23 protein-coding genes are annotated in these 20,076 nt (G+C 72.3%); 9 read left to right on the forward strand and 14 right to left on the reverse strand.

What is annotated here, in order from left to right:
* Positions 1 to 6 precede the first annotated feature (6 nt).
* Positions 7 to 423, forward strand: a complete 417-nt coding sequence (locus tag ACFQTY_RS10320; RefSeq protein ID WP_378100044.1) for a MarR family winged helix-turn-helix transcriptional regulator — start codon at positions 7 to 9, stop codon at positions 421 to 423.
* A 178-nt stretch (positions 424 to 601) separates the two neighbouring features.
* On the opposite strand, the gene yidD is transcribed toward ACFQTY_RS10320, so the two are convergent.
* Positions 602 to 886, reverse strand: a complete 285-nt coding sequence (gene yidD / locus ACFQTY_RS10325; protein WP_291763778.1) for a membrane protein insertion efficiency factor YidD — start codon at positions 884 to 886, stop codon at positions 602 to 604.
* A 114-nt stretch (positions 887 to 1,000) separates the two neighbouring features.
* On the opposite strand from yidD, the gene ACFQTY_RS10330 reads away from it, so the two are divergent.
* Positions 1,001 to 1,777: an MBL fold metallo-hydrolase gene (locus ACFQTY_RS10330; protein ID WP_378100046.1), complete on the forward strand. Its 777-nt coding sequence runs from the start codon at positions 1,001 to 1,003 to the stop codon at positions 1,775 to 1,777.
* Positions 1,778 to 1,786: 9 nt separating this feature from the next.
* Here the strand turns inward: ACFQTY_RS10330 and ACFQTY_RS10335 are convergent, their stop codons facing one another.
* Complete coding sequence (locus ACFQTY_RS10335) at positions 1,787 to 2,821, reverse strand: LacI family DNA-binding transcriptional regulator (RefSeq protein ID WP_378100048.1); 1,035 nt, start codon at positions 2,819 to 2,821, stop codon at positions 1,787 to 1,789.
* A 277-nt stretch (positions 2,822 to 3,098) separates the two neighbouring features.
* On the opposite strand from ACFQTY_RS10335, the gene ACFQTY_RS10340 reads away from it, so the two are divergent.
* From ACFQTY_RS10340 to ACFQTY_RS10360, 5 genes are all read left to right on the forward strand, one after another.
* Entirely contained in the window at positions 3,099 to 4,370 is a 1,272-nt protein-coding gene (locus ACFQTY_RS10340) for an ABC transporter substrate-binding protein (RefSeq protein WP_378100050.1), read from the forward strand.
* Between the two features lie 218 nt (positions 4,371 to 4,588).
* Positions 4,589 to 5,539, forward strand: coding sequence for a carbohydrate ABC transporter permease (locus ACFQTY_RS10345; RefSeq protein WP_378100053.1), 951 nt, complete (start codon positions 4,589 to 4,591; stop codon positions 5,537 to 5,539).
* Positions 5,539 to 6,405: a carbohydrate ABC transporter permease gene (locus ACFQTY_RS10350; RefSeq protein WP_378100055.1), complete on the forward strand. Its 867-nt coding sequence runs from the start codon at positions 5,539 to 5,541 to the stop codon at positions 6,403 to 6,405. Before ACFQTY_RS10345 ends, ACFQTY_RS10350 begins: the two co-directional genes overlap by 1 nt.
* The gene (locus ACFQTY_RS10355) at positions 6,402 to 7,673 is read left to right on the forward strand and encodes a family 1 glycosylhydrolase (RefSeq protein WP_378100057.1); all 1,272 of its coding nucleotides are present in this window, start codon (positions 6,402 to 6,404) and stop codon (positions 7,671 to 7,673) included. The genes ACFQTY_RS10350 and ACFQTY_RS10355 overlap by 4 nt, the downstream gene beginning before the upstream one ends.
* Positions 7,670 to 9,187 carry an alpha-N-arabinofuranosidase gene (locus ACFQTY_RS10360; RefSeq protein WP_378100059.1) on the forward strand — a complete coding sequence of 506 codons (1,518 nt, stop codon included), beginning with the start codon at positions 7,670 to 7,672 and terminating at the stop codon, positions 9,185 to 9,187. Before ACFQTY_RS10355 ends, ACFQTY_RS10360 begins: the two co-directional genes overlap by 4 nt.
* Positions 9,188 to 9,218: 31 nt before the next feature.
* Here ACFQTY_RS10360 and nagB read toward each other — a convergent pair whose 3' ends face one another.
* The 8 genes from nagB to ACFQTY_RS10400 are packed head-to-tail and all read right to left on the reverse strand — an operon-like array spanning position 9,219 to position 14,725.
* Positions 9,219 to 10,001, reverse strand: a complete 783-nt coding sequence (nagB, locus tag ACFQTY_RS10365) for a glucosamine-6-phosphate deaminase (RefSeq protein ID WP_378100061.1) — start codon at positions 9,999 to 10,001, stop codon at positions 9,219 to 9,221.
* A gap of 41 nt (positions 10,002 to 10,042) precedes the next feature.
* A complete protein-coding gene (locus ACFQTY_RS10370; RefSeq protein WP_378100063.1) occupies positions 10,043 to 11,284 on the reverse strand; it encodes an N-acetylglucosamine-6-phosphate deacetylase in 1,242 nt (413 codons plus the stop codon).
* Positions 11,285 to 11,292: 8 nt separating this feature from the next.
* Positions 11,293 to 12,189 (reverse strand): D-hexose-6-phosphate mutarotase, encoded by an 897-nt coding sequence (locus ACFQTY_RS10375; protein ID WP_378100065.1) that lies wholly within the window; start codon positions 12,187 to 12,189, stop codon positions 11,293 to 11,295.
* Complete coding sequence (locus ACFQTY_RS10380) at positions 12,186 to 12,929, reverse strand: HAD family hydrolase (RefSeq protein WP_378100067.1); 744 nt, start codon at positions 12,927 to 12,929, stop codon at positions 12,186 to 12,188. The genes ACFQTY_RS10375 and ACFQTY_RS10380 overlap by 4 nt, the downstream gene beginning before the upstream one ends.
* A complete protein-coding gene (locus tag ACFQTY_RS10385; RefSeq protein ID WP_378100069.1) occupies positions 12,920 to 13,384 on the reverse strand; it encodes a PTS glucose transporter subunit IIA in 465 nt (154 codons plus the stop codon). Before ACFQTY_RS10385 ends, ACFQTY_RS10380 begins: the two co-directional genes overlap by 10 nt.
* Positions 13,384 to 13,680, reverse strand: coding sequence for a PTS glucose/sucrose transporter subunit IIB (locus ACFQTY_RS10390; RefSeq protein ID WP_291764049.1), 297 nt, complete (start codon positions 13,678 to 13,680; stop codon positions 13,384 to 13,386). The genes ACFQTY_RS10385 and ACFQTY_RS10390 overlap by 1 nt, the downstream gene beginning before the upstream one ends.
* Complete coding sequence (locus ACFQTY_RS10395) at positions 13,677 to 13,952, reverse strand: glucose PTS transporter subunit EIIB (protein WP_378100071.1); 276 nt, start codon at positions 13,950 to 13,952, stop codon at positions 13,677 to 13,679. Before ACFQTY_RS10395 ends, ACFQTY_RS10390 begins: the two co-directional genes overlap by 4 nt.
* Positions 13,949 to 14,725, reverse strand: coding sequence for a GntR family transcriptional regulator (locus tag ACFQTY_RS10400; RefSeq protein ID WP_378100073.1), 777 nt, complete (start codon positions 14,723 to 14,725; stop codon positions 13,949 to 13,951). Before ACFQTY_RS10400 ends, ACFQTY_RS10395 begins: the two co-directional genes overlap by 4 nt.
* 227 nt (positions 14,726 to 14,952) lie before the next feature.
* Here ACFQTY_RS10400 and ACFQTY_RS10405 point away from each other — a divergent pair, with 227 nt between their 5' ends.
* On the forward strand, positions 14,953 to 16,296 hold the full coding sequence (locus ACFQTY_RS10405; RefSeq protein ID WP_378100075.1) for a PTS transporter subunit EIIC: 1,344 nt from the start codon (positions 14,953 to 14,955) through the stop codon (positions 16,294 to 16,296).
* Positions 16,297 to 16,368: 72 nt separating this feature from the next.
* On the opposite strand, the gene ACFQTY_RS10410 is transcribed toward ACFQTY_RS10405, so the two are convergent.
* Positions 16,369 to 16,629 carry an HPr family phosphocarrier protein gene (locus ACFQTY_RS10410; protein WP_378100077.1) on the reverse strand — a complete coding sequence of 87 codons (261 nt, stop codon included), beginning with the start codon at positions 16,627 to 16,629 and terminating at the stop codon, positions 16,369 to 16,371.
* A 148-nt stretch (positions 16,630 to 16,777) separates the two neighbouring features.
* Between ACFQTY_RS10410 and ACFQTY_RS10415 the strand changes: the two genes are divergently transcribed.
* Positions 16,778 to 17,080: a putative quinol monooxygenase gene (locus ACFQTY_RS10415; RefSeq protein ID WP_378100079.1), complete on the forward strand. Its 303-nt coding sequence runs from the start codon at positions 16,778 to 16,780 to the stop codon at positions 17,078 to 17,080.
* Between the two features lie 22 nt (positions 17,081 to 17,102).
* Here ACFQTY_RS10415 and ACFQTY_RS10420 read toward each other — a convergent pair whose 3' ends face one another.
* The 3 genes from ACFQTY_RS10420 to ligD form a co-directional block, all read right to left on the reverse strand.
* A complete protein-coding gene (locus tag ACFQTY_RS10420; protein ID WP_378100081.1) occupies positions 17,103 to 17,564 on the reverse strand; it encodes a phage tail protein in 462 nt (153 codons plus the stop codon).
* 94 nt (positions 17,565 to 17,658) lie between these two features.
* A complete protein-coding gene (locus ACFQTY_RS10425) occupies positions 17,659 to 18,231 on the reverse strand; it encodes a hypothetical protein (RefSeq protein ID WP_378100083.1) in 573 nt (190 codons plus the stop codon).
* A 70-nt stretch (positions 18,232 to 18,301) separates the two neighbouring features.
* Entirely contained in the window at positions 18,302 to 19,990 is a 1,689-nt protein-coding gene (gene ligD, locus ACFQTY_RS10430; protein ID WP_378100085.1) for a non-homologous end-joining DNA ligase, read from the reverse strand.
* Between the last annotated feature and the right edge of the window lie 86 nt (positions 19,991 to 20,076).

The raw sequence follows: 20,076 nt of genomic DNA on the forward strand, positions 1-20,076 counted from the left end.
CGTCCCGTGATCTCGGACCTCCAGCGGCTCGGCCAGAGCCTCAAGCGCGCCCAGTGGCGCGACCACCGCTCGCTCGACACCGCGTTGCGCAGCGTGGGCATAGGCCTGGTCCAGTGGGACGCCTTGCGCGCCGTCGAGGCACACCCGGACGCGTCTGGCCACGAGCTGGCGGCGCTCACCTTCATGAGCGACCAGGCGTTCGCCACGCTCGCCGCACGGATGCTGCGCGCCGGCCTGATCGAGCGTCGGCCAGGCGGGGGGCGACGGATCCACCACACCCTGACCGACCAGGGCAGACGCCTGCTGGACGAGGGCCGACGAGCGGTCGACGAGACCCTCGACCAGCTGTTCGCGCCGCTCGACGCGGCCCAGCGCCGCCAGCTGCAGCACCTGCTCGACGCGCTGACCGGCGACACACGTTGACTGGGATCCTCGTGGCCGTCGAGCCTGCGTTCGGGTCAGAAGGTGCGCGAAACCGCTGGTCACGCTGGGTCGATGCTCTCATCGGGGATAGTTACTTCGACGGTAGGGACAGGGTGCCGCGCTGGCGGTTCGGGACCTTGGGATCGTGCCGGCCGGCCCATCGCCGGCGCCGTTGGGCTCAGAAGCGGAACGGGACCGGGATCGGCCCGCAGCAGCAGACACCCTCGCCGTGCAGGCGGGCCGGCGTCACCATCAGCGCGGCGCGGTAGCAGAGCAGCAGCTGTGCCATCGTCGGCAGCACGGCGCCGAGCGCGCCGCGGGTGCGGACGGCCTCCCGCGCCGCCGCCGAGCAGGACGGGCCGCCCGTGACGACGCGGGCTGCGCACGACCATCCCTTCCGCGGCGAGATCGAGCGCTGGTACCAGCCGATGGCGGCGTCGGCGGCTCGGGCGAGAGGCGTCATCGTTCGACGGTACGGAGGCGGTGGCGACCACGCACCCGGACCGCGTCGACCGCCGACCCGGTCGAGGGCCCACAAGCGGGCGACAGTGTGGGCGACCGACTGCAGAATCGCGGGGTGACCCAGGATCCCCGCACGTCGTCCACCTCCGCGGTCGAGGCCCTGCTGGTCGGCGGCCCGACCCTGCTCCTCCGACTGGGCGGCGTCACGCTGCTCACCGACCCGACCTTCGACGAACCGCGCTCCTACCAGGCGCCGCGGGTTCTGACCAAGCTCACCGGGCCGGCCGTCGGGCCTGACGAGCTGGGTTCCGTCGATGCCGTCCTGCTGTCCCACGACCAGCACTTCGACAACCTGGACGTGTCCGGTCGGGCCTTCCTGGACCGTGTCCCGCTGGTGCTGTCGACGCCGGCCGCGGCGCAGCGCATCGAGCACGTCACCGGCCTGGCGCCGTGGGAGCAGGTGACCGTCGGCCCGCTGACGGTCACAGCCCTCCCGGCCCGGCACGGTCCGGTGGGTGCCGAGGCGCTGTCCGGTGACGTCACCGGCTTCCTGCTGCGGGGGGAGGGACTGCCCACGGTGTACGTGTCCGGGGACAACGCCGGGGTGGACGTCGTCGAAGGCATCGCGGCGCGCATCGGGCGGGTCGACGTCGCCGTGCTGTTCGTCGGCGCCGCCAACGTGGGCCGTTTCGGTGCGGAGCCGGTGACGCTGAGCGGAGAGCGGGCGGCGCGGGCGGCGACGCTGCTCGACGCCTCCGTGGTGGTGCCCGTGCACGCCGAGGGCTGGGAGCACTTCACGGAGGGTGTCGGCGAGGTGGTGACGGCCTTCGAGGCGGCCGGCATCGGAGACCGGCTGCGGGTGCTGACCCCGGGAGCGCCCACCGCGTTGTAGCGCGGGACGTCAGACGGTGCTGGACTCCCGCACCACGATGCGGAAGTCCGGCGCCACCATGCGGCCGGGGGCGGCGTCGGTGGTGCCCATGATGCGTTCGAGCAGCATCGCGACGGCCAGCTCGGCGATCTGCCGGCGACCCGGGTCGACGGTGGACAGGCTCGGGTAGGAGTAGCGCCCCTCGTCGATGTCGTCGAACCCGATCACGGCGACGTCGGCCGGCATGCGGACGCCACGCTCGTGCAGGGCGCGCATCGCGCCGAGCGCCAGGTCGTCGTTCATCGCGAACACCGCGTCGAACACCGTGCCGGAGCGCAGCAGCTCCCACATCGCCGCCGCCCCGTGGTGCCGGTCCCACACGTCGATCGGCACCACCAGCTCGTCCGGCGTCGCCAGTCCCGCCGCCTCGAGCGCCGCCCGGTACCCGTCCCGCCGCAGGGACGCCGTGGTGCCCTGCTCGGCCGGGTGGGCGCCGAGCAGCACGATCCGGTTGCGGCCACCTTCGACGAGGTGCGCGGTGGCGGCTCGGGCGGCGGCCTCGTGCTGCATGGTCAGGTGGTCGGCCTCGTCGAGCAGCGGCTGGCCGAGCACGACCACGGGCCGGCCGAGCGCGATGTCCTTCGCGTCGTCGCGGGTGAGGCCCAGGGGACTGATGAGGGTGCCGTCGGTGAGCGCCAAGCGGGGGTCGCGCAGCAGCTCGCGCTCCCGTTCCCGGCGGCCACCGGTCTGCTCGACCAGCACCACGTAGCCCTCGGCGCCGGCCGCGCGGATCACGTCGTCGGCCAGCTGCGCGAAGTACGACTGGTTCAGCTCCGGCACGGCGAGGCCGATCACGCCGCTGCGTCCGGACCGCAGGTTGCGCGCGACGAGGTTGGGGCGGTAGCCCACCGCGGCGATCGCATCCATCACGCGCTTGCGGGTGGTCTCGCGCACGTGGGGGTGGTTGCGGATCACGTTGGAGACGGTGGAGAAGGAGACCCCCGCGGCGGCCGCGACGTCGTGCAGGGTCGGGGCGCCGTCTCCGGCTCGAGTGCTGTCTGCCACGCCCAGATGTTATAACGTTGCAAGCCGTAGCGGCACCGGATCGCCGACCGAGATCACCGCCAGGACGGCGGCCCTCCAAGGCGGTGGCCGGCTCTGTGGCCGAGGTGACATGCGGGAACGGCACGCCCGCGCGACGATGAGGAGCCACTCGACCGCACAGCGTCCCGGCGCTCCGTTGACACCTCTCGAGGCGGTGGCTACAGTCCCGTTCAAACGTTGCAATTGCAACGTTGTAAACCGACGATCGACGAAGTGGTCGATCCGAGAGAGGCCTTCGATGAAGAACACCGTCGCGACACTCGCGGTCGTCACCCTCGGTGCGGCCGTCGCACTCACCGGGTGCTCAGGCCCGGCCGGCTCCTCCAGCACAGCGTCGGCGGGACCCGTGAACCTGACGTTCTGGCACGGCTACACCGAGGCCGACGGCAAGGTCCTCGACAAGATCGTCCAGGACTTCAACGCGTCCCAGAGCGGCGTCAAGATCACGACGACCACCAAGACGTGGGCCGTCATCGGCGACACCCTGCTCCCCGCCCTCTCCGCCAAGCAGGGGCCGGACATCGTCGCCCTGCCCGCGGAGAACCTGCCCGTCTACGCCGCCAAGGGCGCCTTCGCCAAGCTCGACGACTTCTACTCCAGCGCCACCACCAAGAGCGCCTCGCTCAACCCCAACGCCGTCGAGATGGAGAAGGTGAACGGCTCCTACTACGGCGTGCCCACCGGCTTCGTGCCCCTGTCGGTCATCTACAACAAGGCCCTGTTCGCCAAGGCCGGCATCAGCACCTTCCCCACCACCTGGGACGAGTGGGTGGCCGACGCCAAGAAGCTGACGGTGGACCAGAACAACGACGGCACCCCGGAGCAGTACGGGCTCGCGCTGCCGGACCACGCCACCGTCGGCAACGGCGTGTGGGCCAGCCTGTTCTACGGCAACGGCGGCGCCCTGGTGGACGGCACCAAGTCGGTGGTCGACTCCGACGCCAACGTGCAGACGCTGACCTACTGGGCCAAGGCCGTCACGCAGGACAAGATCTCGCCGACCGGTCTGGACGGCGTGGCCTCGGACAAGCTGTTCTCCTCCGGCAAGGCCGCGATGGAGATCGGCGGCCCGTGGATGGCGAGCGTCGCCACCGAGAACAAGATCGACTACGGCATCGCCGGCATCCCGGCCGGACCGAAGGGTCAGGGCGCCTCGGCCATCGGCATCTCCGCGGCGGTGACCACCCAGGCCGGTGCCGCCAAGAAGGCCGCTGCCGAGAAGTTCTTCAACTACCTGTTCTCCAAGGACGTCGCCACCCAGTGGTCGCTCGGCTCCGGCTGGCCCCCGCTGCGCACCGACATCCCGTCGAGCGCGGTCTCGTCCAACCCCGTCGTCGCGTCCCTCACCGACATCGCCGGCACCGCCAAGCCGCTGCTGCCCGGCGTCGCCACCAGCAGCGACATCCTCAAGTCGGTGGACGAGGCAACCCAGAAGGCGTTGGCCGGAGGGGACCCCGCAGGTCTGCTGAAGACCGCCTCCACCGCTGTCCAGCAGTCGCTGGCCGGCTGAGCCGACGCATCCCGCGGTGGCCCCCGTCCCGACGACCACGGGCCGGCGGCCACCGCCCCACCCCACGAGAACCACCAAGGCCACATCCACCCCCACCCGCGGTCCACCGGTGTGCAACCCGGCACCCCCACCCCGCGGCGGNGCCGCCGCACCCCGGGGGGGCCGCCGACCCGACGACGCGGGGCCGGGGGCCACCGCCCCTCCCCAGGAGAACCACCATGGCCACATCCACCCGCACCCGCGGTCCACGGGTGTCCTACCGGGCACCCGCACCGCTCGGCGGTCGACCCGTCGCCGCGGGGCACCAGACCCGCGTCGCCGTGCTGTTCATGGCGCCGGCGCTGGTGATCCTGCTGGCGTTCGTCGCCTGGCCGATGGTGTCCGCGCTGCGCATGTCGTTCACCGATGCCAGCGGTTTCGGCGCCGAGACCTGGGTGGGCCTGGCGAACTACGTGCGCATCTTCACGGACCACAAGATCCTGGCCACGCTCGGCAGCACGGCGCTCTACACGGTGCTGTTCACGCCGGTGGCCCTGGTCGGCGCGCTGGCGCTGGCCCTGCTGCTGACCAGCCGCTCGCTGATCGGCCGCAACGTGTTCCGCACGGCCCTGTTCGTGCCGTTCATCGTGTCGCTGGCCGTGGCGGCGTTCGCGTGGAGCTACCTGCTCGACCCGCAGATCGGCCTGCTCACCTACTGGCTGCGTGGGCTCGGCCTGCACGTCGGCAACGTGCTGCAGGACCCGACGTGGGCGATGCCGACGGTGGTGCTGGTCGCCGTCTGGAAGAACATCGGCTTCTACATGGTGATCTTCATCGCGGGCCTGCAGGAGATCCCGGTAGCCCTGTACGAGGCGGCCAAGCTCGACGGCGCCGGCGCCTGGCGCCGGTTCTGGAACGTCACGCTGCCGCAGCTGAGCAGCACCCTGACCTTCGTCGTCGTGTTCGCGATGATCGCCGCCCTGCAGGCGTTCGACCAGATCTACGTGATGACCAGCGGCGGGCCCTACCGCAGCACCCAGACCGTGGTCATGGAGATCTACCAGGAGGGCTTCAAGAAACTCGACCTCGGCATGGCGACGGCGCTGTCCTACGTGCTGCTGCTGGCGACGCTGGTCCTCTCCCTGGTCCAGCTGAGGTTCTTCGGCAAGCGTGAGAAGGACGTCGCCTGATGAGCGCCGTCACGTCGCCCCGACGCCGGTTCGCCCGCCTCCAGCCCGGCCGCACCGCCTCGCGCTGGCTCGTCCTCGCGGCGGTCAGCGTGCTGACCCTCCTGGTGCTGCTGCCCGTCCTGGTCATCGTCTTCACCGCCTTCAAGCCGACGGCGGAGATCAACGCGTTCCCGCCCACCCTGCTGCCGGGCTCGTGGACCCTGGCGAACTTCGGCCGCATCTTCACCGACCTGCCGTTCGCCCGGCTGTGCCTGAACAGCTTCGTCTTCGCGGGCGGCGTCACCGCGTTCGCCCTGGTGTTCGACTCGCTAGCGGCCTACGCGCTGGCGCGGCTGGACTTCCGCGGCAACAAGGTGCTGCTGGTGGCGATCGTCGCGAGCCTGATGATCCCGTTCCAGGCGACCCTGATCCCCGTCTACCAGCTGGTCGCCAACCTCGGCTGGGTGAACACCTTCGCCGGGATGATCGTGCCGCGCGCCGCCGACGCGTTCGGCATCTTCTTCCTGCGGCAGTTCTTCGTCTCGCTGCCGCGGGACCTGGACAGCGCAGCGCGGATCGACGGTGCGAGCGAGCTGCGGATATTCCGCTCGATCGTGCTGCCCAACGCCGTCCCGGCGCTGATGACGCTGGCGATCTTCACGTTCGTGAACAACTGGAACGACCTGCTGTGGCCGCTGGTGTTCACCACCACGCCGGAGATGGGCACCATCACCTCGGGGCTGACGCTGCTCACCGGACCGAGCGGGATCGTGCCCTACGGCACGATGATGGCCGGCTCGCTGATCGCCGTGCTGCCGCTCGCGGTGCTGTTCCTCATCATGCAGCGCCGGTTCATCGAGTCGGTCGCCACCACGGGGCTCAAGTGAGCGCCCGCTGGTTCGCCGACGGACGGCTGCACTTCGCACTCGGGATCGAGGACACCTTCGTGCCGCAGAGCCGGCCGGGGGAGCGGGCGGTCGACGAGTACGTGCTGACGGAGCACGACAGGCGGTATGCCGCCGACTTCGCGCTCGCGGCCGGTGCGGGTGCGGACCTGCTGCGCTGGGGTGTGCCGTGGTACCGGGTGAACCCCGAGCGCGGCAGCTGGGACTGGTCGTGGACCGACCGGGCGGTGGACGCCCTGCTCGGCGCCGGGCTGCGGCCGATCGTCGACCTGCTGCACTACGGCACCCCGTTGTGGCTGGAGGACCAGTTCGCCAACCCGGACTACCCCAAGCACGTCGCGGAGTACGCCCAGCGGATCGCCGAGCGGTTCGGCGACCGGGTCAGCGACTGGACGCCCGTGAACGAGCCGACCGTGCACGCGCTGTTCTGCGGCGAGTACGGCTACTGGCCGCCGTACCTGACCGGTGCCGACGGGTTCGCCACGGTGGCGCTGAACATCGCCCGCGGCTTCGTCGGGACGCAGCAGGCCATCCGGGAGGTCGCGGGGCCGGGATCGACGTTCGTGCACGTCGACGCGGCGATGAGCTTCGTGGGCGACGACCGGGCGCCGGAGCACCGGGACGAGGCGACCCGCTTGCGGCACCAGGTGCACCTGGTCGAGGACCTGGTCACCGGACGGGTCGACGACGCGCACCCGCTGCGCGGGCTGCTGGCGGCGGCGAGCGACGAGGAGCTCGGGTGGTTCGCCGCCAACGCCGTGCACCCCGACGTGATGGGGGTCAACTACTACCCCCGGCACTCGACCGAGCTGTTCGAGGCGGGCGTGCGGCACGTCGGCGGCTTCTCCGACCCACGGCCGAGCGTGGACCGGGGGACCGAGGGGCTGCGCGAGGCGGTGCTCGCGTACGCCGAGCGGTACGGGGCCCCGGTGATGATCACGGAGACGTGCGTGACCGCGACGGTGGCCGAGCGGCTGCGCTGGCTGGACGAGTCCGTCGCACTGGCCGACACGCTGCGCGACGAGGGCGTCGACCTGGTCGGGTACACGTGGTGGCCGCTGTTCGACATGTACGAGTGGACCTGGCGGCACACCGACCGGCCGCGCGCCAACCACCTGCTGACGATGGGGCTCTACGACCTGGTCGAGAGCGCCGACGGCCTGCTGCGGGTGCAGAACCCGGTGGCCGACCGGTACCGGCAGCACGCCGCCCGCCACCGCATCCCCATCGAGACGACGGACCGACCATGACCATCGCCCACCTCACCCTGCGCACCGACAAGCCGATCGGCGCGATCAGCCCCCGTCTCTACGGCTCGTTCGTCGAACACCTCGGCCGGTCCGTGTACGACGGCATCTACGAGCCGTCGCACCCGCTGGCCGACGAGAACGGCTTCCGCAAGGACGTGATGGAGCTGGTCCGCGAGCTCGGTGTCTCGGCCATCCGCTACCCGGGCGGCAACTTCGTCTCCGGCTACCGCTGGGAGGACAGCGTCGGGCCGCGGGAGAGCCGACCGCGCCGCATCGACCTCGCCTGGCACTCCACGGAGACCAACGAGGTGGGGCTGCACGAGTTCGCCGCCTGGCTGGACGCCGTCGGCAGCGAGCTGATGCTGGCCGTCAACCTGGGCACGCGGGGAACGCTCGAGGCGCTGCAGCTGCTCGAGTACGCCAACCTGCGCACGGGCAGCACGTTGGCCGAGCAGCGGATCGCCAACGGCCGCACCGAGCCGTTCGGCGTGCGGATGTGGTGCCTGGGCAACGAGATGGACGGCCCCTGGCAGCTGGGCCACCGGTCCGCCGACGACTACGGCAAGCTCGCGGCGCAGACGGCGAGCGCGATGAAGCAGTTCGACCCCGACCTGGAGCTGGTCGCCTGCGGGTCGTCCAGCTCGTCGATGCCGACCTTCGGCGAGTGGGAGCGCGTGGTGCTCACGCACGCCTACGACTCGGTGGACTACATCTCCTGCCACGCCTACTACGAGGACCTCGGGGACCGGGCGGCGTTCCTCGCCTCCGGCCTGGACATGGACCACTTCATCCGGTCGGTCACGGCCGCGGCCGACGAGGTGAAGGCCTCGCTGGGCAGCGACAAGACCGTCGACGTCTCGTTCGACGAGTGGAACATCTGGTACAACACCCGCTTCGAGAACGTCGACAAGATCCGCGGCAACCAGAACTGGCCGCAGGCGCCCCGGCTGCTCGAGGACGTGTACACCGTCACCGACGCCGTCGTCTTCGGCAGCCTGCTGATCACCCTGCTGCGGCACGCCGACCGGGTGACCAGCGCCTCCCTCGCACAGCTGGTCAACGTGATCGCACCGATCATGACCGAGCCGGGCGGCCCGGCCTGGCGCCAGACGACCTTCTTCCCGTTCGCCGCCACGTCGGCGCACGCCCGCGGCACGGCGATCGAGGTGGACGTCCGGTGCGGCACCTACCCCGACGCCCGGTTCGGCGAGGTGCCGCTGGTGGATGCGGTCGCCGCGCACGACGACGCCGCCGGGCGCTACGCGCTCTACGCCGTGAACCGGTCGCTCGAGGAGCCGACCGAGCTCCGAATCGACCTGTCGGTGCTGGACGGCCGTCTCGACGGCGCCCGGGTCACCGCGCACGTGCTGGCCGACGACGACCCGCTGGCGGTCAACACGCTGGCCCAGCCCGAGCGCGTGGTGCTGCGGGACCTCGAGGTCGCGCGCGAGGGAAGCGCCCTGGTGCTCACCGTGCCGCCCATCGCCTGGGTCGAGCTGCTGGTCGAGCCCTGAGCTCGGTGCCGGTGCGGTGGCAGGCCGCCGGTCAGAGGCCCTGCCACTCCGGCTTCGCCGCGTACGTGCTCCGGAAGTAGTCCGCCAGCTGCAGCCGTCCTGCCGCCGCCGGGTCCACCAGCACGCTCACGTGCGGGTGGTGCTGCAGCACGGTGCCCGGCCACATGGCGCTGACCGGCCCCTCGACCAGGTGGTGCACCGCCTCCGCCTTGGCGTACCCGGTGGCGATCAGCACGACGTGCCGGGCCGACATGATCGTGGCGAGCCCCTGGGTCAGGCAGTGCCGCGGCACCAGGTCGATGTCGCCGCCGAAGAACCGGGCGTTGTCGCCGCGGGTCTGCTCGGTCAGGGTCTTGATGCGCGTCCGCGAGGCCAGCGACGATCCCGGCTCGTTGAAGCCGATGTGCCCGTCGGAGCCGATGCCGAGGATCTGCAGGTCGACACCGCCTGCGGCGACGATCGCCGCCTCGTACTCGGCGCAGGAGGTCACGACGTCGGCCGCCAGCCCGTCGGGACCGCGCACCGCGCCGGGCGCGAAGTCGACGCGGGACACGATCTCCCGGTCGATCACGTTGCGGTAGCTCTCCGGGTGGTCGGCAGGCAGGCCCACGTACTCGTCGAGCGTGAAGCCCCGCGCCTGCGCGAACGACAGGCGGCCGGCGTCGTACCGCCGCACCAGCTCGTCGTAGATGCCCAGCGGGCTCGACCCCGTGGCCAGGCCGAGCACGGCGGTCGGCTTGGCGGCCAGCAGCTGCTCGATCGCGTCGGCGGCCAGGCTGGCCAGCTCGTCGGGAGCGGCGATGACGACTTCCATGGCAGGTCTCTCTCTCGGCTCTGGGGGAGGGGTGGGCCGGGTCAGGGGGCGACGACGACGCCGGCGCGCCAGACGGTGATCGGCCGCAGCTGGTCGTCGACCACCACGACGTCCGCCCGCCGGCCAGCCTCGAGCGCGCCGACCGACGGGTCGCCCAGGACCGTTGCCGGCGTGGTGGCCGCGGCGCGCACCGCGTCGACCAGCGGCACCCCGCCCGCCACGGTGGTGCGCACCACGTCGAGCAGGTGCGCCGTGCCCCCCGCGATCGACCCGCCGTGGGCCAGCCGCGCGACGCCGTGCTCCACCGAGACGTCCAGGGAGCCGAGCCGGTAGGCGCCGTCCGGCATGCCGGCGGCGGCCATCGCATCGGTCACCAGCGCGACGTTGTCGGCACCGACCAGGCCGAAGATGCTGGTCACCAGCTCGGGCGCGACGTGCGTGCCGTCACCGATCAGCTCGAGCACCGCCTCGCCGCGGGCTGCCGCGAGCAGGTAGGCCGGGATCGGCCCGGGGTTGCGGTGGTCCAGCGGCCGCATGCCGTTGAACAGGTGCGTCACCGTCGGACGCCCGGACCGCACCGGCCCGGCTGCCAGCCGCCGCCGCGCGTCGTCGAGCGCCGCCGCCGTCTGCGCCCAGCTGGCGTCGGTGTGCCCGAAGCTCGGCAGCGCACCGTTGCTGATCAGCGCGTCGACCACCCCGCCGTCGCCCGGCACCCCGGCCAGCTCCGGCGCCACCGTCATGGTGACCAGGTGGCCGCCGGCCAGCTTGGCCAGCTCGCTGGTCAGGTCCGCGTCCGGCGCCTGGATCAGCTCCGGGTCCTGCGCGCCGCAGCGCACGGTGGAGACGAACGGCCCCTCGAGGTGGATGCCGGCGATCTCCCCGGCGTCCGCCAGCCCCGCCAGCACCTCGACCCGCTGCCGCAGCGTCTCCGGTGCGGCCGTGACCAGGGAGGCGACCAGCGTCGTCGTCCCGTGGGCGCGGTGCTCACGGACCGCGACCATCGCCTCCTCGGCCGTCGCCGAGTCGGGGAAGCTCGCGCCGCCACCGCCGTGGTCGTGCACGTCCACCAGCCCGGGCAGCAGCGTGGCCGGGTTCGCGTCCGCCTCCGGGACGTCGGACCAGCCGGCCGCGGCGGCCGCCGCGGCCTCCCCGACCCAGGCGATCAGGCCGTCGCGCAGCACGACGAGCCCGTCGGCGATCACCTCCGCCGGGGTGACGACGCGGCCGCGAAGGAACGTCGGTGCGCTGTGCTCGGACCGGTTCTCGGACCTGTGCTCGGACATGGCGGGTGTCAGACCTCCGTGGTGGCCGTCGGGACGACGCTCGTCTCGATCGTGGTGCTGAGGGTGTGGCGCTCGCCGGGGGCGAGCTCGATGGCGGCGGGGCCGACGTTGGCCGCCTCGACGCAGAGCATGGTGGTCCAGCCGTCGTCGTCGATGTCGGCCGTGGTTCGGGCGCCGTCCTGCCAGGGGTTCCACACGACGGTGCTCGCCGAGCCGCGCTTGGTCACCTGGGTCCACCGGCCTCCGGCGTCGACGACCATCACGGGCTTCAGCGCACCGGGGTAGATCCGGTCGGTCTCACCCGTCAGGCGCAGCGCGTCGGGGTCGCCGGGGCGCTCGGCGCCGTCGGCCGTCTTGTCGACGTACGGGACGTCCTCGAGGCCGGTCACCTCGGTGGTGGTGACGTCGGTGACGGCGAGGTAGGTGTGCAGCGCCTCCTCGTAGCGGAACGGCTGGTCGCCGGTGTTGGTCACCTCGAGCGCGACCGTCAGCCGCGTGCCGACCACCACCGTGCACACCGCCTCGAAGGGGTGCGGCCAGGCGGAGGCCCGCGTCTGGTCCGAGTCGCGCAGCGACAGGCGGACCGTGACGTCGGCGCCGTCGTCCTCCGCACCGTCCAGCGTCCACAGGGCGGTGCGGGCGAACCCGTGCCGCGGCGCCTCGGGATGGTCGGCCAGCGGGCCGAACCACGGGAAGCAGAGCGGGATGCCGCCCCGGATCGCCGAGCCGGCGTCGAACCGGCTCAGCGAGCTCAGCCACAGCGCCGGCGGCTGACCGTGCGGTCCCCACGCGGTGACGTGGGCACCGTGCAGCGAGACGACGGCCCAGCCCTCGGGGCCGTCGACGTGCAGCATCGGCAGCGGGCCGGTGGTGTCCAGCCGGACGGAGGCGGGAAGGGTGGTCATGCGCTCGGCTCCTCGGTCGGGGTGCGGGCGACGGCGTCGGCCAGCTCCGTCAGGTCGGGGACGGTCTGGTCGGCACCGGCTGCGCGCAGGTGCTCGGACGGATGGCCCGTGGTCACCCCGATCACCAGGCCGACACCAGCCTGCCGCGCCGAGACGATGCCCGCAGGGGTGTCCTCGACCGCCACCAGCCCGGCCGGGTCGAGGCCCAGCAGCTGCGCGCCGCGGCGGAACGGTTCCGGGTCCGGCTTTCCGCAGGTGCAGTCCTCGGCCGTGACCAGGCCGATGCCGGTCGGGTCGACCTCCAGCCACTCCAGCGCCGCGAGCGTCCAGTCGCGCCCGGCGGACGTGACGACGGCGACGGGGACACCGCGGGACACGCAGCCGGTGAGCAGCCGGGCGGCGCCGGGGACCGCCTCCGGCCGGACGTCGAGCGTCGCGAGGACGTCGAGCACGTCCTGCCGCAGCTGCTCCGGGTCCTCGTCGCCCCACGGCCCGGGCAGGCTGGCGAACACCTCGTGCGCGCGGCGGCCGGCGAAGGCGCGGACCACGTCGTCGTGCACCTCCCAGCCGCGGCTCGCGAAGTAGAGCCGGTACGCCTGCTGGTTGGCGGCCTCGGTCAGCACCAGCGTGCCGTCGAGGTCGACCAGCAGACCCGCACCCGGGCCCGTGAGCCGGGCTGCGAGCCAGCCGGCGGGCCGTGCTCCGGGCCTCGCGGCGACCGGTTCCCGGGTCAGCTCCACTCGAAAAGCGCCGCCCCGGAGCGGACGTCGGCCCCCACGGTGACCAGCTCGGTCAGCTGCTCACGCTTCGCGTCGAGCGCCACCACCGGGCACATCGGCGACCGCCCGCCGGCCTCCACCTCGGCCGGGTTCCAGCTGACCACCACGTCACCGGCCTTCACCACGTCGCCCTCCTTGGCGTGCAGCGTGAAGCCGGCACCGCCCAGCTGGACGGTGTCCAGCCCGAGGTGCACCAGCGCCGAGTGCTGCTCGTCCGCGGTGACGACGAAGGCGTGGGCGTGCAGCTTGACGATGGTGCCGTCGATCGGCGCGATCGCCTCGACGACGCCGTCCCGGACGGGGTCGATCGCCAGGCCGGGCCCGACGAGCTCGCCGCCGAACACCGGGTCCGGCACGTCCGCCATCGCCCGCACGACGCCGCTGACCGGTGCGAGCACCGTCAGGGGCTCCGACATCAGCGCAGGTCCCCGATCTCGGAGGCGAGCGTGTCCGCCTCGGGGCCGACGACCACCTGCACCGCGTTGCCGGACCGCACCACGCCGTAGCTGCCGTTGGCCTTCAGCGCCGCCTCGTCGACCAGCGACGGGTCGACCACCTCGACGCGCAGCCGGGTGATGCACGGCTCCAGCTCGACGAGGTTGTCCGCCCCGCCGAGCGCCGCGAGGATGTTCTCCGCCTTGCTCATCTCGATCTCCTTGCTGACCGACTTGCTGGTGACCACGGCCCTGGGCCGTCTGTCCGGACTGTTCAGAGCAGCTCTTCGAGGTCCGACGCGATGATGTCGACGTTCGGCCCCATGACCACCTGCACCACGTGGCCGGAGATCATCACGCCGTGCGCGCCGGCCGCGCGCAGCGCCTTGACGTCCACCGCGGCGGTCTCGTGCACCTCCGACCGCAGGCGCGTGGTGCACGGCTCGATCTCGATGATGTTGCCCACCCCGCCGAGCGCCGCGAGGATCTCCGCCGCCTGCGCCCGCTCGCCGTACCGCCGGTCGTCCGTGCCCACACTGCCCTCGTTCATGACAGGACCTCCGCCGTCGCAGGTTGTGCCGCTCGCTCCGCCGCGCCGCGCTTGGGGGTGAGCGCCGGCTTCGGTGCACGCAACGGCACCCAGAGCACGTAGCGGTCGGCCCGGTAGGTCGACCGTGAGTACACGCAGGCCGTCTCGCCCGCGAAGGTCCGCCGGGTCACGCGCAGCACCGCGCGGCCGGTCGGCACGCTCAGCAGCTCGGCGTCGCCCGTGTCGACCTCCGCCGCCGAGACGACGTCCTCGCCCCAGTCCGGCTCCAGGCCGCGGCGGCGCAGCTCGCCGTAGATGCTGTCCGGCAGGGGACCGTCGAAGAAGCCGGGCACCAGCTGGCACGGCAGCCAGGACTGCTCGATCGCCATCGGCTCGCCGTCGGCCAGGCGCACCCGGTGCAGCGAGAACACGCGCTCACCAGGGAGGATGTCGAGGGCGTCGGCGATGTCCGGCGTGGCCGCGACCACCTCGGCGGACAGCACCTTGGAGGCCGGCTCCATGCCGCGGCGCTGCATCTCCTCGCCGAAGGACGCCAGGCGCACCTCGAGGTCCACCTTGGTGGGCGCGACGAAGGTGCCACGACCCTGCTCCCGGGCCAGCAGACCCTCGACGACGAGCGCGTCGACGGCCTGCCGCACGGTCATCCGGGAGACGCCGAACTGGTCGCACAGGATGCGCTCGGACGGGATGGCGTCACCCGGTGCGAGCTCGTGGGTGACCAGGGAGCGCAGGTAGTCGCGCACCCGCACGTACTTCAGAACGGAGCGACCCACCCTCGTCCCCTCGTCGCGACTGGTCTGGACGGTGCGAAGCATGCCGCTCTTGACACCGTGCGGGCCATTCCATCATGGTTGCGGGCAACTGGTCCAGACATCTAGCGCACTAGTCCGGACGAGTGTCCCGTCGCCGACGACGGACCGCCGGCGCGACCGGCCACCCGCACAGCCACACGCAACGACATGCACACGATGACGAGCACACGACGAGGAGTGCACCTGTCATGACAGCCACCACCGCCCCTGCGACCCGCGTGAAGCGCGGGATCCCCGGCCTCGCGCAGCTGCAGCGCGTCGGCCGATCGCTCATGCTGCCGATCGCCTCCCTGCCGGCCGCGGCGCTGCTGCTCCGGCTGGGCCAGGCGGACATGCTCGGTGCCGACGGGCTCGGCAAGCACGCCACGTGGCTGCAGCCCGTGGCCGATGTGCTGGGAGCGGCGGGCAACGCGCTCTTCGCCAACCTGGCACTGCTGTTCGCGATCGGTGTCGCCGTCGGGTACGCCCGCAAGTCGGACGGCTCCACCGGGCTCGCGGCGGTGATCGGGTACCTCGTCTTCAAGGGCGTCACCGACGCTCTGTCGCCCTACGTGCTGGGCAAGCCCACCGGCGACGCGAAGCAGGAGCTGATCAACTACGGCGTGCTCGGCGGCATCGTGATCGGCCTGGTCGCCGCGCTGATGTTCCAGAGGTACTCGCGGATCAAGCTGCCGCCGTACCTGGCGTTCTTCGGCGGGCGCCGGTTCGTGCCGATCGTGACGGCGGGCGCCTCGGTGGTCGTCGCGGTGATCGCGGCTCTGGTCTACAAGTGGTTCGACTCGGGCCTGACGGCCGTCGGCTCGTGGGTCACCGGCTCGACCATCCTCGGCGCCTTCGTCTACGGCACCGCGAACCGCCTGCTCGTCCCGATCGGGCTCCACCACCTGCTGAACTCGCTGCCGTGGTTCCAGTTCGGCTCGTACACCGACCCCAGCGGCAAGGTGTGGAGCGGCGACATCCTGCGCTTCCTGCACGGCGACCCGACGGCCGGCACGTTCATGACCGGCTTCTTCCCGATCATGATGTTCGCCCTGCCCGGCGCGGCCCTCGCGTTCGTGCACACAGCCAAGCCCGGCAAGCGCAAGGTGATCGCGGGCATCATGGGCTCCGCCGCGCTGGTGTCGTTCGTCACCGGCGTCACCGAGCCGCTCGAGTTCTCCTTCGTCTTCCTCGCGTACCCGCTCTACGTGGTCCACGCGCTGCTGACCGGAACGTCGCTCGCACTCGTGAACTGGCTCGGCATCCACGACGGGTTCGGCTTCTCCGCCGGGGTGATCGACTACCTGCTGAACTTCCGGATCGCGCAGAAGCCGTTGTGGATCATCCCGATCGGGCTCATCTACGGGGCGATCTACTACTTCCTGTTCCGCTGGGTGATCACCAAGTGGAACCTTCGGACGCCCGGCCGGGAGGACGACGACGCGACGTCCGACTCCATGTCGGTCCTCGTCGACCAGCCCGCGGACGAGCCGGTGAAGAAGACGGCCACCGCTGCGCCGGCCGCGCCGGCAGGGGGCGGCGCGACCGCCTAGCGAGGGCTGCCACAGACGGACGCCCGGCCGGGACCGCTGCCCCGGCCGGGCGACGTCGTGCGGGTCCCCGGTTCAGCCGGCGGACTCCAGGTACTGCGCCAGGGCGTCGAGCGACGGCTGCGCGGCCGCGTCGTCGCTGGCGAGGAACACCTCGTCGCCGGGGCCGGCGCCGAGGCCCATCACGGACAGGATGCTCGAGGCCGGCACGGGGTCGCCGTCGGCCTTGCGGATGGTCACGGCGACCGGCTGCTGCGCCGCGAGGTTGACGAACAGCGCGGCGGGACGGGCGTGGAGGCCTTCGGCGATGGCGACGACGGCACGGCGTTCGGGCATGGGCACCTCCGTTGGTGTGGTCCGGCGACGAGCCGGCGCGAGTGGTCTAGACCACCATAACGGACGGGGTCGCGAGTGACCACCGCGGGCTGACCACCCTGGTGGGGCCCGCGGGCGCGCTGTCGGTGGTGGCGCCTACCGTCGCCCCATGGTCTTCGCGAACGCAGGCAGCCTCGGGGCCGCTCCCGGGCGACGGGACGAGCTGGTCGCGCACCTGACCCGCCGCAGCGACGTGCTGCGGGACCTCGGGTGCCTGCTCTACGAGGTGGGCGTGAACGACGACCAGCCGGACACGGCGTTCGTCGTGGAGCTGTGGGACAGCGCCGCAGCGCATCGCGGGTCGCTGCAGCATCCCGACGTGCAGGCCGCGATCGCGCAGGCGCGGCCGCTGCTGTCCGGTCAGTTCGGCGGCTTCCGGTTCGACGTCGTCGGCTCGCCCTTGCGCGACTGACGCGCGCCCGGTCGGTCCGGGGTCAGTACTCGCCCTTGATGACGAAGTACGAGCCGCGGATGGTGCCGGCCAGCTTGGACCGCTGCCGCGCGAACTTGAACGCCGACAGCTCCTCGGGCACGTCCATGCCGTCGGACAGCTTGAAGCCGACCGCACGCTTGCCGGCGTCGGCCAGCGTCCACAGCACGTTGATCGACAGCCCCGACTCGTAGAACACGTACGTCCAGCGGATGCCCTCGACCTCGAAGTCGGTCGCCTCCAGCGCCGGGGACGCGATGACGATGCCCCGCTCCTCGGACAGGATCCGCGCGACCCGCTCGACGGCGTCGGGTGCCTCGGCGGCGGGCTCGACGGTGAACACGTGCTGGTACTTGTTGCGGAAGTACCGCGCCTCGTTGGCGCGCAGGCCGGCGAGCGCGTCGGCCACCGGGGACGACTCGAGCCCGATGGTGGAGACGTTCTCGAAGTCGACGACGTACGGCACGGGTACCTCCGGTGGCGCTCAACGGTGAGGGCAGCCTAATGACGGGCGGCGGGGTTCTCCGCATCGGCGTCGCGGGCTCGGTGAGTGTGGTCGTTCAGCTCGCGGCGTAGGCGAGGTCGAGGTGGTCGTGGTGGTCGCCCCAGGTGAGGTCGAGCGACCAGCAGCCGGGCGCGGGCAGGTCGATGGTGGACGGCCCCAGACCGCCGTCGACGGCGCGGGTGGCCGTCATACCGGTGGACGTCAGGGTGGCGCGGATCTGCAGGGGTGTCCCGACGGGGGAGGCCACCCGCGGCACCCAGAGGATCTTGTTGTTCCGGCCGGCCACCGGCGGGGCCACCAGCGGGTCGTGGTCGGCCCAGAGGATGGCGACGACGTCGCCCCGGTCGCTCAGCACGTAGGGCACCGGCTGGTCGGATGGCGTGAAGCCTGCCCGCGCCCACGTCGGCAGCGGCACGGGGGAGTAGTCGGTGCGGCAGCCGGCGTCGGACGGCGTTGCCGATGCCGCGGAGGACGGCATGCCGGTGCTGCCCGCTGACGGTGACGAGGTCGCCGTCGAGGAACCGGCTGGCTGCGTCGGGGACGCTGTGGACCCGCCGGCCGTGCAGCCTGCGAAGAGGAGGCCGCCCAGCAGCAGGCTCGGCAGGACCGCGGACGCCGACCGTCCCATGACGGGAGGCTACGTCCGTGCCGTCCGGATCTCGATGGGCAGAGCACGCGCGGGGCGCTGCCCGGACCAGCTAGCCCAGCCGCGGCAGCGTCTGGTCGTGCAGCAGGACGCCGCGGAACGGGTCGCCGCGCTCGGCGATCCGGTCCAGCACCGTGCGGACGGTGAACGCGTCGGGTCGCAGCCAGTCCTCGTCCAGCTCGTCCCAGGTGATCGGCGTCGACACCGGCGCACCGGCGGCGGGCCGCGGGCTGTAGGGCGCGACCAGGGTCTTGTTGATCGCGTTCTGGGTGTAGTCCAGGCGAGCCTTGCCGCCGCGCTCGCGAACCTCCCACCGCCAGCTGACCAGGTCGGGGACCACCGCGCCGACCGTGCGGGACACCCGTTCCACCCAGTCCCGGGTCTCGTCGAACGACGGCCCCTCGGCGATCGGGATCCACACCTGGATGCCGCGTCGGCCGGTCAGCTTGGGGTAGGCGCGCACCTTGAGGTGGGCGAACGCGTCGCGGTGCAGGCGAGCCATCGCCAGCAGGTCCTCCCAGCGCGTGGACGTGCCCGGGTCCAGGTCGACCATCGCGTACGACGGCAGGTGCGGGTGCTCGGTGGTCGAGGTCCAGGCGTGCCACTCCAGGCCGCCGAAGTTGGCGGCCCACACCAGCGCCGCCGGCTCGTCGACCACCAGGTACGTCGTCGTCTCGTCGTCGTCCGCCTCGGGGTTGTCCCAGCGGGTCAGCCAGTCCGGGGCGTGGTCCGGCAGCTGCTTGTGCCAGAACCCCGGCTTGTCGGCGCCCTGCGGGTAGCGGTGCAGGTTGAGCGGCCGGCCGGTGAGGTAGGGGAGCACCACCGGGCCGATCCGGGCGGCGTAGCGCAGCAGATCGCGCTTGGTCACCGGAGGCTCACCGGATCGGGCCGGGAACAGCACCTTGTCGAGGTTGGTCACCTTGAGGGCGCGGCCGTGGACGTGCCAGGTGCCGCCGGTACCGAGGGCGTCAAGGTCGGCGAGCTCGTCGGGTGTGGGGTGGGACAGGTCGACGGTGCGCAGGTCGACCTCGGCCTGCGCGGCGGGGACGCCGGAGCGCCACAGGCGGTCCGGGTCGGCGGCGACCTCGTCGTTGGTGCGGCCCGACAGCACGGACGTGGGGTGGTCCTCCGCGTCCCAGCCGTCGGACGCGAACTCGTCGTGCTTGTGCAGCAGCAGCCACTGCTCCTTGCCGCCCGCGTCCGCGTCGCCGGTGCGGACCAGCACGAACCGGCCCTTCAGCCGCTCGCCGTGCAGCGTGGCGTGCAGCTCGCCGGCGGCGACGGCCGCCACCGGGTCCTCGTCGGGGTTCGGCTCCCAGGTGCCGGCGTCCCACACGATCACGTCGCCACCGCCGTACTGGCCGGCCGGGATCACACCCTCGAAGTGCTCGTACTCCATCGGGTGGTCCTCGACGTGGACCGCCATCCGCCGGACGCCGGGGTCGAGCGTCGGACCCTTGGGGATCGCCCAGCTGGCCAGCACCCCGTCCATCTCCAGACGGAAGTCGTAGTGCAGGCGGCGGGCGCGGTGCCGCTGGACGACGAAGCGGCGGGTGCTCGACGAGCCGGCGCCCGGGGGTGCGGACGCCGCCGTTGCGTCAGGTGCCGCGCCGGCCGTCGCGTCCGCGCGGGTGTCGCCCGACGGCTCCGGCGTCCGGTCGAAGTGCCGCTTGGCGCGGTACCGGCCGAGCCGCTGCTCGGCGTCGTCCTGCGAGTCGGCGTCGTCGTGCGCGCGTGCCACTCGTCTCACCACCCTGGTCGGCCTGGGGACCAGGCTCGCGCGACGCGACGGTGCGCGCACCCCGACACGTTCGCTGCTGGCGACAC

It is taken from the genome of Cellulomonas sp. T2.31MG-18 (genome assembly GCF_964266755.1).
Taxonomy (GTDB): Bacteria; Actinomycetota; Actinomycetes; order Actinomycetales; family Cellulomonadaceae; genus Cellulomonas.